Here is a 12,653-nt window from a genome sequence, read left to right as displayed (position 1 = left end):
ATCCGTTTCGGGTGATCAAATGCCAATTTGGGTACGTGAAAGTGCGCTTTCGTGGGCTGATGAAAAACACGGCTCAGTTGACCACATTGTTCGCCCTGTCGAACCTGTGGATGGCTCGAAAACAACTGATGGGTATGGGCGAGTTGCGCGCTTAACATGGAAAACCGGGCGAAAAACGCCCTCGATGAACACTGCATCAGGTCGTTTTGAGCAAATAGCGCTGCGTGCCGTGCAAATTACGACTTGCCGCCGCCGCGCAGCAAGTTGATCGGAGCATCCTTAGCAGTCATGCAAAAAGCGATATGTAACTTTCATGAAAAACACAATGAAAATGCCGGCCGGCACAGTGTTTCACTTAAGCAAGCACTACGAATGGCGGAGGCTAAGCCTATGGTTATCTAGTTGAATTATCGACATCCTATCTACGAACCGGACCGACTACATATAACCGTCACTAGTACCTGTGCAGCAGCCATACTGATCTCCCGCATCATATGTCTCACCGTTAACAATAATACTGATACCCACATTTGCCACGTCATGTGGGGGCGGAGTAATAACAGGGCCGAACGGAGCCGGGGCACCACCGTATACAGCTCCACCAGCACCAGCACCAATATCGGAAACTACGAGCGGAAAGGGTAGTAGCTCGTCTGTATCTGATAGCCAGTGACAGGAAAGCATCGTATTGGCATACGCTATCCTGATCGTGTTTCGATCAACAATCTTCATGTCTGGCGCACACATATAATCAAGATAATTATCTGAAGGGTTATTTCTAAAGAAATATTCAGCAGCAACTATTATCTCATTAAACGTATTTGATCTATATATCGACAGCAAACCTGCTCCCGCACTCACAATTGCAGCGCCTCCAACGAGCCAAACACCTGCCCCTGCTAAAAACGCTAAAGTCCCAATCACACCAACAACATTACCGACCAAACTGTACACATCTCCCGCATCAATCTCACGACCTTCCCTTACATCTATTCCGAGCTTTAGAAATGTAATGGTACCCGCAACAATATTAGCGGGCATACTGATAATTGGAACATAGGGACCAGCCAGTTTCGTCACAGATGTGACAGTGGCTATGACCGCCCCTGTTTGTGCTGTCTGGCTCACCAACACCATCCCCTGATTATTCGTCACGAACTGATCAGAAATTGCAGTTGCACCAGAAGCAACGGTAACACCATCATTTATCACACCAATAATGACTTCCGCCTTTCCTCCCATTGCCTACTCCTTAATTATTGTTTTAAACGCAAGCGTCATCCTAACCTGATCACACTTTACCGATGGTGATCGTGCGGCATGGGGAATTCTTCCATCAAAAATCACCGCCCTTCTTGACTTCGGCAATATGGCCTTAATGACATTTTCTTTAGCATCATCATAAAACACTAACTCACCGCCCCAAGAGGTCGGCCAATACTCATTACAAAACACAACAAGGGTTAATCCAGGATTAACTTTATTATCTCTATGAATGATAGTGTCTTGACCAAAGGTTTGACCGTTCGCATACACCCCTAATAGGGTTGTTTTAAAGGTATGCAAGTTCAAAAATCGCTCCCAGACCCCGCTCAAAAAACGCCAGGGTTGATTGCCTTTTAATTCTTCAAGACTAGATCCCCCTTGGGGACGAGCTTTGCCTGCAATAAAAACATGCCAACAGGGTCTTACAAACGGTAACGCCTCATAATTAGGCCAATTGTATCTCCACACTGCTCCCTTCAACTGTGCATTGATCTCTACCTCCTCAGCTTCCGTCAAAAAATCATCAACAACATAAATACAACCATCAACGGCTTCTATTTCCATCCATCCTCCCTCCTGTAGAAAAATCCATTCCACACTTCACGCACTAAAAAATACAGACAACACATAACGGACAGACCAAACCCAATAACCGCAACATGATACCCACGATTAATATACCGACGCCCCCACTCAATCTGCTGTCGGCCGACCAACAACTTAAACTCTTCGTCATACACCCCCCAAACAAAGGGGTTGTTACTGTCAGCATCTAAAGCCACCCAGATATCCCCCCCCGTGCGCACGTCCATACGCTCAGCATCTCTATGCATTATTTCAAGCCTGTACTTGTACACTCCCTCATCTGAATTCACGTTGAAATACAAATCAACTTGCCCCCTACTAACAACTAAAGGCTGAGTAACCTGCGCACTTCGCAATGCTAGTCGTTTGGGTACAGGCGGAATATCCACTATCCTGTTCCACGTAAAAATAACGACACCCATCAGCGCCAAACCTAACAAAAAGAAGGCAACCAATTCAGCAGGCTTTGAAACATACCCCTTAGGTGGCATATAAAAAGAAAATTTCTTCATTCCACCCCTCACCAAAATTACTTTAAACTAACGCACCGCAGCAACAACCCTAAAACTATAGGGAATCATGCACATTCAACCCCCTGCCGATAGATCGCCACTGACCACCGCCAGCCGCATACGATTTTCCACGCCATTCTTAAACAGTAGTGATGACACACGATCTCTTACCGTAAAATCACTAATACACAGCCTCAGCACAATTTCCTTATTAATATAACCTCACACCAGCAAACCCAGAACTTCTTTTCCCCTACAGGTGAGCTGCACATCCATAGCTCAACTCCAATCCATACATATAAAACCCACCCTTCATCCACAAACAAACGAGCACAACCTATCCACAAACTCGAAAAATGACAACAAGAAAATCCACACAAAAACAAAATCCGACAACAACAGCAAAGACACTGCAAGTTCAAAGAACAAACTTACAAAAAAACACGAAGCACATTACGCAAACTTAATACGCAAGACTGAAAACCCTTACAAGACTTAAGACTTGCGACACGTCGCTTTCAACACACTACAACACCACCAACCGATTCGGCAGTTGGTTACGCGGCTGTGTTTTCGGGATGTGTTTTGCCAGCAGTTCAGCGCTGGCGTCGATGCAGGCAATAAAGCCTTCGGCGGTATGGCCCAGCCCCACGCGACGCGTGAAATCGCTGACGATGGTGCCCCAGTCACTGTTGTCCAAATGCCGCGATATGCCTTCATCCACCAAAATTTCGACGTAACGCTCGGCCTCGCTGACAAAAATCAGCACCCCGGTGCGGCCTTCGGTGTGGTGCAGTTTTTGTTCAAGAAACTGGCGACGCGCCAGGTTGCTCGCGCGCCAATGGCGCACACGGGGCGGGATCAAACGTGTGGTGATGGCCGGGATACGAAAGAGCAGGCTCAAGAACACGAACGTGGCCCATTGCAGCATCAACAGGGAATAGGTCTGCAGGCCGCTTATAAAGAAGTGCGCCAATGCAGGCACCAGCAGCGCAATCAGACTCGCCCACAACAGGGGGATGTAACTGTAGTCATCTGCGCGCGGTGCCAGAACGGTGACGATTTCGGCGTCAGTGCGTTGTTCGGCACGGGTAACGGCTTCTTCGACCTGCCGCTGTTGCGCTTGCGTGAGTAAAGCCATGGTTTCGATGCTCGTCTAAAAATGAATTACCAGCCGCCTGAAGCGCCGCCGCCGCCAAAACTGCCACCGCCGCCACTGAAGCCGCCACCCCCTCTGCCACCGCCGAAGCCGCCACCGCCAAAACCGCCGGAACGCGAACCGCCTCCGCCGCTGGCATTACATATTCCGTAGAACTGGCAGGCCGCGACCACTATGACAAACAGGACAAATAACAGCAGTACGACAAACGGATGTTCGGCCATGGAATCACTGCCTTGCCCCTGGCCGCTGGCGTACGCCGGTTCAGCCAGTGGGTCGCCGCCCAGTACTTGCAGGATCGCCGCGACACCGTCGCTGATGCCCTGACTGAACTGTCCATTCTTGAACGCCGGGGTAATGACCTGGTTGAGGATGACGGACGACTGCGCATCGGTCAGGCGATCCTCCAGACCATACCCGACCTCGATACGCAACTTTCGGTCATCGCGGGCGACGATCAATAACGCACCATTGTTCTTGTCCTTTTGCCCGATGCCCCAGGCGCGCCCCAATTGATAACCGTAGTCTTCAATGGCGGTGCCTTGCAGACCGGGCACCGTAACCACCACCACTTGCTCACCAGTGGCTTTTTCGTGGGCTTCCAGGGTTTGCGTCAACTGCTGACGCGTGGCGGGATCGAGCATCTGGGCGTCATCGACCACGCGGCCGCTGAGCGCCGGAAAGGTCAGCGCCTGCGCCGTGGCCATAAATAGCCACAGCAACACGCAAAGACCCGGTTTCAATACGCGCATTACCACCTCGACAATTGGACACAGAGCCTGCGGCCACTGCCACAGGCTGGAACATCGGCCTGGCGTTAAAACTTCACTTCAGGCGCTTTGTCGGCGTCCGGGCTGGTGGCTTCGAACGTCGGGCGCACCGGCAAATCGCTGTACATGACGGCATGCCACAGACGCCCCGGGAAGGTGCGGATCTCGGTGTTGTAGCGCTCCACCGCCAGAATGAAGTCACGACGGGCCACGCTGATACGGTTTTCCGTGCCTTCGAGCTGCGATTGCAACGAGAGGAAGTTCTGGTTGGACTTAAGGTCCGGGTAGCGCTCGGAAACCACCATCAATCGGCTCAAGGCACCGGTCAGCTGGTTTTGCGCATCCTGGAACTGCTTGAGTTTTTCAGGGTTGTTGAGGGTGCTGGCGTCCACCTGAATAGAGGTGGCCTTGGCCCGCGCTTCAATCACTGCGGTCAGGGTCGCCTGTTCCTGTTTAGCCGCGCCCTTGACAGTTTCCACCAGGTTGGGAATCAGGTCGGAGCGACGTTGATACTGGTTCTGTACCTGTGACCAGGCGGCCTTGACCTGCTCGTCGAGGGTCGGAATGGTGTTGATACCGCACCCGGCCAAGACGCTGCTCAGCACCAGCAAAGCCATGACTTTCCAGCCAAGGGCTGCTTGTAAGCGTTGTATTCCCATGTTCGTGACGCTCCAAAATGATCGCATTGAGTTCATAGACACCGCCCGCCCGACAAAAACTCCATCGTCACGCCTGAATATCTTCGGCAGCACTGGATTGCTGGTAACGAATCAGATAAAAGACTTCTCGCATGTAGGACTACTCCTATTAAAGATAGGGTAATTCTTTAAGTTGAGTAGTCCTCATCCCAATCCAGAACAATATCGCTTCAAGAGCGCGGGCCTTCCTCGCTTTATGTGAGCGGCTGCGCAGAAAAATTCCATGAAAAAAATGTGTTTGCTGGGCATCGCCATCAGCCTGTCCAGTCCCTGCACGTGGGCGCAGAACGCGCCCGTCACGCTGGGTAATAAAGAGGCGTTCATCACTGATTTGATGAAGCGGATGACACTCGATGAAAAAGTCGGGCAGTTGCGCCTCATCAGCATTGCGTCAGACATGCCGCGGGAATTGATCCGCAAGGAAATTGCTGCGGGCCGCATCGGCGGTACATTCAATTCGGTGACGCGCCCCGAGAATCGCCCCATGCAAGACGCTGCCATGCGCAGCCGTCTTAAAATCCCCATGTTCTTTGCTTATGACGTGATTCACGGGCACCGCACCATTTTCCCGATCAGCCTGGCGCTGGCCTCCAGCTGGGATATGGACGCCATCGCCCTGAGCGGTCGGGTGTCTGCCAAAGAAGCCAGTGCCGACAGCCTTGACCTGACCTTTGCGCCGATGGTCGATATCGCCCGCGACCCACGCTGGGGCCGCACCTCTGAAGGGTTTGGCGAAGACACCTACCTGGTCTCGCGCATCGCCAGGGTCATGGTGCAGGCGTATCAAGGCGTGTCCCCGTCCCTGCCCGGCAACATCATGGCCAGCGTCAAGCATTTCGCCCTGTATGGCGCCGTCGAAGGCGGTAGGGACTACAACATCGTGGACATGAGCCCTACGCGCATGTTTCAGGATTACCTGCCGCCCTACCATGCTGCGATTGATGCAGGCGCTGGCAGCGTAATGGTGGCGTTGAACTCGATCAACGGCGTACCGGCCACCTCCAACACGTGGTTGATGCAGGACTTGTTGCGCAAACAATGGGGCTTCAAGGGCGTGGCCGTCAGTGACCACGGCGCGATTCTTGAACTGATCAAGCATGGCGTGGCCAAGGATGAGCGTGAAGCCGCAACGCTGGCGATCAAGGCCGGGGTCGACATGAGCATGAATGACCTGGTGTATGGCAAAGAGCTGCCGGGCCTGATCAAGTCCGGCAAAGTGCCACAAAGCGATCTGGACAACGCGGTGCGTGAAGTGCTGGGCGCCAAGTACGACATGGGCCTGTTTAAAGACCCGTACCTGCGCATTGGCAAAGCGTTGGACGATCCGGCCGACATCAATGCCGAAAGCCGCCTGCACCGGGCCGAAGCCCGTGAGGTGGCACGTAAAAGCCAAGTGCTGCTCAAGAATGAGGCGCACACCCTGCCCTTGAATAAGCGCGCCAATATTGCCCTGATCGGGCCGCTGGCCGATTCGAAAATCGACATGCTTGGCAGTTGGTCGGGCGCCGGTGTCCCCGCACAATCGGTGACTGTGCTTGAAGGCCTGCGCGCTGCCGTGGGCAAACCGGGCACGCTGACATACGCCCGCGGCGCCAACGTGACCGATGATCAGGCCGTGGTCGACTACCTCAATCATTCCAACCCCAACATGCTCGACGTGACCAACGACCCGCGTGCCGCGCAAGAAATGCTCGATGAAGCCGTCAAGGTGGCACAACAGGCCGATGTGATTGTGGCCGTAGTGGGCGAAGCCCGGGGTATGTCCCACGAAGCGGCCAGCCGCACTGACCTCGACTTGCCTGCTACGCAACGCGCGCTGATTACCGCCCTTAAGGCCACTGGCAAGCCGCTGGTGCTGGTCTTGATGAATGGTCGCCCGCTGTCAATTGGCGATCAGGTGCAACAGGCCGACGCCGTGCTGGAAACCTGGTACAGCGGCACGGAAGGCGGCAATGCGATTGCCGACGTGCTGTTCGGTGACTACAACCCGTCGGGCAAGCTACCGATCACCTTCCCACGCTCGGTGGGCCAGATTCCGAGCTACTACAGCCACCTGCGCATCGGTCGTCCGTACACGCCGGGCAAGCCAGGCAACTACACGTCGCAGTATTTCGATGCGCCGAACACCCCGCTCTACCCGTTCGGTTATGGCTTGAGCTACACCGACTTCAGCGTGTCGCCGCCGGAGTTGTCAGCCAACACCCTCACACCCGGGTCAGCCCTGACGGCCAGCGTGACCGTGAAGAACACCGGGCAGCGCGCCGGTGAAACCGTGGTGCAGCTTTATATACAGGACGTCAGTGCGTCGATGAGCCGCCCCGTCAAGGAGCTGAAAAACTTCCAGAAGCTGATGCTCCAACCGGGGGAAGAAAAGGTCGTGCATTTCAGCATCGATGAAGACGCCCTGAAGTTTTACAACACCCAACTTCAGTACGCTGCCGAACCCGGCGAATTCAACGTGCAAATTGGCCTGGATTCGCAAAACGTCCAGCAAAAGAGCTTCCAACTGCTCTAACTTCGCGTAACCGCCGGGCAGGGCCTGAACGGTCTTCCCGGCACTTCTTGAGCTCAATCTCTGCTTGACCTTTTCGATCTTTGCGCCCGCCCCAAAATGCGTTCGGACAGCGCTGTTTTTTGTGGTAGGGTTCGCGCCCTCAAAATCCAGCGCGCACGATTTCATCCCGGAAAAAACGGTGACAGACGGTGTAATGCCGGTGCCATGCGGCCTACGCGCAGATTCAAGCGTTCATACACAAATTACACACAGGGTTATCCACAGGTCGTGCATTGCGCACCACCTGTAAAACGCATATCTTGTATCAATTCCGCCAAAAGACCCCACATATAGGGTTTTAGGGCAAAAACCCAACACAACTCAGCCGAGAATTTCAAGTGCTTTTCTCGCCCCTGTCGGGTTGAACCAAACGCTGTTTTCAAAGCCCAAGCCGCTCATGCGGATGGCAACCGTTTTCCAGCGCTGGCTCGGAAAGCGGCCCGGGTGTTGCAGTACAAAGACTGTCACCCATCAGGAATAAGGTTTGAGGCGGTTCGCGCAAACCTGAGACTTCGGCAAGGAAGCGGCCAAAACACCCCTTTCTGTACGTCCCGAGGTCGTTATGCCCGGCTTACCCCCGGTTGTAGTGCGTCAGGACGGAACGGTGGGCACCTTTTTGAGGCGCCCAAATAAACATAGAGAATGTGGAGACACCCATGCAAACCGACTCAACTCGCGAGAACTCGCAGGGCACCGCGTCGCAGAACGATTCACATCTGGATCTGTCAGCAACTGCGCCAGGCCAATTGCGCGTGATCAAGCGTAACGGAACCGTGGTTCCTTACACCGATGACAAGATCACCGTCGCCATCACCAAAGCGTTTCTTGCAGTTGAAGGCGGCAATGCAGCCGCTTCGTCGCGCATTCACGACACCGTTGCCCGCCTGACCGAACAGGTCACCGCAACCTTCAAGCGTCGCATGCCTTCGGGCGGCACCATCCACATCGAAGAAATCCAGGACCAGGTAGAACTGGCCCTGATGCGTGCCGGCGAGCAGAAAGTAGCCCGTGACTACGTGATCTACCGTGACGCCCGCTCCAAAGAGCGCGCCACCCGCGCCCCGGCCGAAGACGCCGTGCAGGCGCACCCGTCAATCCGCATCACCCGCGCCGACGGCACCTTCGCGCCGCTCGACATGGGCCGCCTGAACACCATCGTCACTGAGGCCTGCGAAGGCCTGGCTGAAGTGGACGGCGACCTGATCCAGCGCGAAACCCTGAAGAACCTGTACGACGGCGTAGCCCTGAGCGACGTCAACACCGCACTGGTAATGACCGCCCGCACCCTGGTTGAGCGCGAGCCAAACTACTCGTTCGTGACCGCCCGCCTGCTGATGGACACCCTGCGTGCCGAAGGCCTGAGCTTCCTCAACGTGGCCGAAAGCGCCACTCACCACGAGATGGCCGACCTGTACGCCAAGGCCCTGCCTGCCTACATCGCCAAAGGTATTGAGTTCGACCTGCTGAACCCGGTGCTGGCCACCTTCGACCTGGAAAAACTGGGCAAGGCGATCAACCACGAGCGCGATCAGCAGTTCACCTACCTGGGCCTGCAAACCCTGTACGACCGTTACTTCATCCACAAGGATGGCGTGCGTTTCGAACTGCCGCAGATCTTCTTCATGCGTGTGGCCATGGGCCTGGCAATCGAAGAGAAGCAAAAAGAAGACCGCGCCATCGAGTTCTACAACCTGCTGTCGTCCTTCGATTACATGTCGTCGACCCCGACGCTGTTCAACGCCGGTACTCAGCGTCCACAGCTCTCCAGCTGCTACCTGACCACCGTGCCGGACGACCTGTCGGGCATCTACCACGCGATCCACGACAACGCCATGCTGTCCAAATTCGCAGGCGGCCTGGGCAACGACTGGACGCCAGTACGCGCGCTCGGTTCGTGGATCAAAGGCACCAACGGTAAATCCCAGGGCGTTGTGCCGTTCCTCAAAGTGGTGAACGACACCGCCGTTGCCGTGAACCAGGGTGGCAAGCGCAAGGGCGCTGTGTGCGCTTACCTTGAAACCTGGCACATGGACATCGAAGAGTTCATCGAGCTGCGCAAGAACACGGGTGATGACCGTCGTCGTACCCACGACATGAACACCGCCAACTGGATCCCTGACCTGTTCATGAAGCGCGTCTTCGATGACGGCAAATGGACCCTGTTCTCGCCATCGGAAGTCCCTGACCTGCACGACCTGACCGGCAAGGCCTTCGAAGAGCGCTACGAGTACTACGAAGCCCTGACCGAGTACCCGGGCAAGGTCAAGCTGTTCAAGACCATCCAGGCCAAAGACCTGTGGCGCAAAATGCTGTCCATGCTGTTTGAAACCGGCCACCCGTGGCTGACCTTCAAAGACCCGTGCAACCTGCGCAGCCCGCAGCAACACGTGGGCGTGGTTCACAGCTCGAACCTGTGCACCGAAATCACCCTGAACACCAATAAGGATGAAATCGCGGTCTGCAACCTGGGCTCGATCAACCTGCCGAACCACATCGTGGACGGCAAGCTGGACACCGCCAAGCTCAAGCGCACCATCGACGTGGCCGTGCGCATGCTCGACAACGTAATCGACATCAACTACTACTCGGTGCCGCAAGCGCGCAACTCGAACTTCAAGCACCGTCCGGTCGGCCTGGGGATCATGGGCTTCCAGGACGCGCTGTACCTGCAGCACATTCCGTATGCGTCGCAAGCAGCGGTCGAGTTTGCCGACAAATCGATGGAAGCGGTCAGCTACTACGCCATTCAGGCGTCCTGCGACCTGGCTGACGAGCGTGGCGCTTACGAGACATTCCAGGGCTCGCTGTGGTCCAAGGGCATCCTGCCACTGGACTCCCAACAGATTCTGATCGAACAGCGTGGCCAGAAGTACATCGACGTTGACCTGAACGAATCCCTGGACTGGGCACCGGTTCGTGCCCGTGTGCAAAAAGGCATTCGCAACTCCAACATCATGGCCATCGCACCGACCGCAACCATCGCCAACATTACCGGCGTCTCGCAGTCGATCGAACCGACTTACCAGAACCTGTACGTGAAATCGAACCTGTCGGGCGAATTCACCGTGATCAACCCGTACCTGGTTCGCGACCTCAAGGCCCGCGGCCTGTGGGACTCGGTCATGATCAACGACCTGAAGTACTACGACGGTTCCGTGCAGCAGATCGAGCGCATTCCGCAAGAACTCAAAGAGCTCTACGCGACAGCGTTCGAAGTGGATACCAAGTGGATCGTTGACGCCGCCAGCCGTCGTCAGAAGTGGATCGACCAGGCTCAGTCGCTGAACCTGTACATCGCGGGCGCATCGGGCAAGAAGCTGGACGTCACCTACCGCATGGCGTGGTACCGCGGCCTGAAAACCACGTACTACCTCCGTGCCCTGGCTGCCACCAGCACCGAGAAGTCCACCGTCAACACTGGCAAGCTCAACGCTGTATCGAGCGGCAACAAAAGCGAAGACGTCGCCGCCGCCCCAGCCGGCCCGGCTCCGGTGCCAAAAGCGTGCGCCATTGACGAACCGGATTGCGAAGCGTGCCAATAAGCTGAGCTGTCTGGCGGGTCAAATCGCTTGACTGAAACCCCCGTTAAACCCTGGCAACAGTTGGGTTTGACGGGGGTTTTGTTTTGGCGGGTGCACCGTACCGCTCGCACCGCTACCAACAGCGTTTGAGCGGTGGTACACACTACCCGCACGCCGAACCTGCAGGCAAAAAAAACCCCTCAAACGAGGGGCTTTTTACACGCGCATTCGCCCATCAGGTCATCTGAATGATGGTCTGCATGATGGTGCTCTGGGTGGAGATGGTCTTGGCGTTCGCCTGGTAGTTGCTTTGCGCCTTGATCAGGTCAACCAGTTCGTTGGTCAGGTTGACGTTGGAGTCTTCCAGCGAGTTGGACTGGATGGCCCCCAACGTACCGATCTTCGGCGCGTCGTAACCGGCCTGGCCCGAAGCGAAGGTTTCTTTCCACGCCGTGCCGCCCACAGGCTGCAAACCTTGTTCGTTGGTAAAGCTGGCCAGGGAGATCTGGCCAATGGCACGGCTCTGGTTGTTGCTGAAGTTGGCGAACATTACGCCCGAGCCGTCGATGGTCAAGTTGGTGATCTGGCCCGTGGCGTAGCCGTCCTGAGTTGGCGGGTTGCGTGAGGTGTCCGTGTTGTACTGCGTGGTTTTGGCCATGTTGATCGCAATACCGCCATCTTTCGCAGCGGCACCGTTGGAGACCCATGCCCCGTTAACCATGGCACCGGGTACCCAGTCAGCCACGGTCAACGTGCTGCTGATGATGTCCGGTTCGCCTGGCACCGGGTTTGGCGTGGTCACGCTGGTCAGCGCGCCAGCCGAATCGAAGACCATGGTCGAAGCGACCGGGTCTTTGGCGCCTGTGCCCGTCACGGGGCTGCCATCAGGGTTGCGACCATCAACAAGCGTGTAGGTTTTCCACGTGTTGGAATCCGTTTTCACCATGTACTGATCCATTTCGTGGGCGTTGCCCTGCGTGTCATAGATCGTGGTGGTGAATTTTTTGCTGTAGGTTTCGGCCTTCAGCGGATCGAACTTGTTGTCCACCTGATTAACCACATCACTGGTCGAATTCAAGTTGATGGTCGAGTCCACCGAGCCGCTTGCGCGTGGCGCGAGGTTCGAGGTGTCGATGCGCAGGTCAGTCAGTACACCGTTGACGATCTTGCCGTTGGCATCTACGCCGTAGCCCTGCAAGCGCGCAGTACCGTCGGTGTTGGTGACGTAACCGTCTTTATCGGCCTTGAACGTACCGGCCCGGGTGTAGCTCAGGGAACCGTTGTCGCTCAAAACAAAAAAGCCGTTACCCTGAATGCCCATGTCGAGCAGGTTGCCGGTGTTGTTGATGGCACCCTGACCGAAGTTTTGCGAAACGTTGGCCAGGTTCACACCGCTGCCGATGGTCTTGCTGCCAATGCCCAGCTTGCTCGCCGAGTAAATGTCCGAGAACTCGGCACGGGACGATTTGAAACCGGACGTTGCGACGTTGGCGATGTTGTTGCCGGTAACGTCGAGTTGTTTGTTGGCCGCATAGAGGCCGCTAAGGCCGATATTAAAAGACATGTTGCACTCCTTAAGGCTTGTAAG

General features: G+C 55.6%; 9 protein-coding genes and 1 pseudogene. 3 read left to right on the top strand and 7 right to left on the bottom strand.

Translation table 11 applies throughout. The features are described 5' to 3' along the window. Window positions 1-155: pseudogene (locus HBN68_RS21480) on the top strand (IS5/IS1182 family transposase); the annotation flags it as partial. 283 nt (window positions 156-438) lie between these two features. Here the strand turns inward: HBN68_RS21480 and HBN68_RS21475 are convergent. The 6 genes from HBN68_RS21475 to HBN68_RS21450 all read right to left on the bottom strand — a co-directional run bounded on the left by HBN68_RS21475 (window position 439) and on the right by HBN68_RS21450 (window position 4,951). Beyond that, entirely contained in the window at window positions 439-1,242 is an 804-nt protein-coding gene (locus HBN68_RS21475; RefSeq protein ID WP_169966007.1) for a hypothetical protein, read from the bottom strand. Between the two features lie 3 nt (window positions 1,243-1,245). Further along, window positions 1,246-1,830: a 2OG-Fe(II) oxygenase gene (locus HBN68_RS21470; protein WP_070411895.1), complete on the bottom strand. Its 585-nt coding sequence runs from the start codon at window positions 1,828-1,830 to the stop codon at window positions 1,246-1,248. Continuing rightward, entirely contained in the window at window positions 1,821-2,363 is a 543-nt protein-coding gene (locus tag HBN68_RS21465; RefSeq protein ID WP_070411896.1) for a hypothetical protein, read from the bottom strand. Before HBN68_RS21465 ends, HBN68_RS21470 begins: the two co-directional genes overlap by 10 nt. A gap of 526 nt (window positions 2,364-2,889) precedes the next feature. Further along, on the bottom strand, window positions 2,890-3,504 hold the full coding sequence (locus HBN68_RS21460; protein WP_094993854.1) for a TPM domain-containing protein: 615 nt from the start codon (window positions 3,502-3,504) through the stop codon (window positions 2,890-2,892). Window positions 3,505-3,530: 26 nt separating this feature from the next. Beyond that, window positions 3,531-4,274: a TPM domain-containing protein gene (locus HBN68_RS21455; RefSeq protein ID WP_169966009.1), complete on the bottom strand. Its 744-nt coding sequence runs from the start codon at window positions 4,272-4,274 to the stop codon at window positions 3,531-3,533. A 65-nt stretch (window positions 4,275-4,339) separates the two neighbouring features. Further along, on the bottom strand, window positions 4,340-4,951 hold the full coding sequence (locus HBN68_RS21450) for a LemA family protein (protein WP_094993852.1): 612 nt from the start codon (window positions 4,949-4,951) through the stop codon (window positions 4,340-4,342). 262 nt (window positions 4,952-5,213) lie between these two features. Between HBN68_RS21450 and bglX the strand changes: the two genes are divergently transcribed. Together bglX and HBN68_RS21440 are read left to right on the top strand one after the other, a co-directional pair. Continuing rightward, window positions 5,214-7,505 carry a beta-glucosidase BglX gene (bglX, locus tag HBN68_RS21445; protein ID WP_169966011.1) on the top strand — a complete coding sequence of 764 codons (2,292 nt, stop codon included), beginning with the start codon at window positions 5,214-5,216 and terminating at the stop codon, window positions 7,503-7,505. Window positions 7,506-8,200: 695 nt separating this feature from the next. Next, entirely contained in the window at window positions 8,201-11,086 is a 2,886-nt protein-coding gene (locus tag HBN68_RS21440) for a ribonucleoside-diphosphate reductase subunit alpha (protein ID WP_094993850.1), read from the top strand. Between the two features lie 214 nt (window positions 11,087-11,300). Here the strand turns inward: HBN68_RS21440 and flgE are convergent, their stop codons facing one another. Further along, window positions 11,301-12,629 (bottom strand): flagellar hook protein FlgE, encoded by a 1,329-nt coding sequence (gene flgE / locus HBN68_RS21435; protein ID WP_070412539.1) that lies wholly within the window; start codon window positions 12,627-12,629, stop codon window positions 11,301-11,303. Window positions 12,630-12,653: the final 24 nt, after the last annotated feature.

The organism is Pseudomonas sp. WS 5078 (assembly GCF_012985745.1).
Classification (GTDB): Bacteria; Pseudomonadota; Gammaproteobacteria; order Pseudomonadales; family Pseudomonadaceae; genus Aquipseudomonas; species Aquipseudomonas lundensis_A.
Note: the sequence above shows the minus strand (reverse complement) of the source record. Positions and strands in the feature narration are given on the sequence as shown.

Coding starts and splice junctions, on each gene's coding strand:
- HBN68_RS21475 (WP_169966007.1), bottom strand. CDS start 1,242: ATGGGAGGAAAGGCGGAAGTCATTATTGGTGTGATAAATGATGGTGTT.
- HBN68_RS21470 (WP_070411895.1), bottom strand. CDS start 1,830: ATGGAAATAGAAGCCGTTGATGGTTGTATTTATGTTGTTGATGATTTT.
- HBN68_RS21465 (WP_070411896.1), bottom strand. CDS start 2,363: ATGAAGAAATTTTCTTTTTATATGCCACCTAAGGGGTATGTTTCAAAG.
- HBN68_RS21460 (WP_094993854.1), bottom strand. CDS start 3,504: ATGGCTTTACTCACGCAAGCGCAACAGCGGCAGGTCGAAGAAGCCGTT.
- HBN68_RS21455 (WP_169966009.1), bottom strand. CDS start 4,274: ATGCGCGTATTGAAACCGGGTCTTTGCGTGTTGCTGTGGCTATTTATG.
- HBN68_RS21450 (WP_094993852.1), bottom strand. CDS start 4,951: ATGGGAATACAACGCTTACAAGCAGCCCTTGGCTGGAAAGTCATGGCT.
- bglX (WP_169966011.1), top strand. CDS start 5,214: ATGAAAAAAATGTGTTTGCTGGGCATCGCCATCAGCCTGTCCAGTCCC.
- HBN68_RS21440 (WP_094993850.1), top strand. CDS start 8,201: ATGCAAACCGACTCAACTCGCGAGAACTCGCAGGGCACCGCGTCGCAG.
- flgE (WP_070412539.1), bottom strand. CDS start 12,629: ATGTCTTTTAATATCGGCCTTAGCGGCCTCTATGCGGCCAACAAACAA.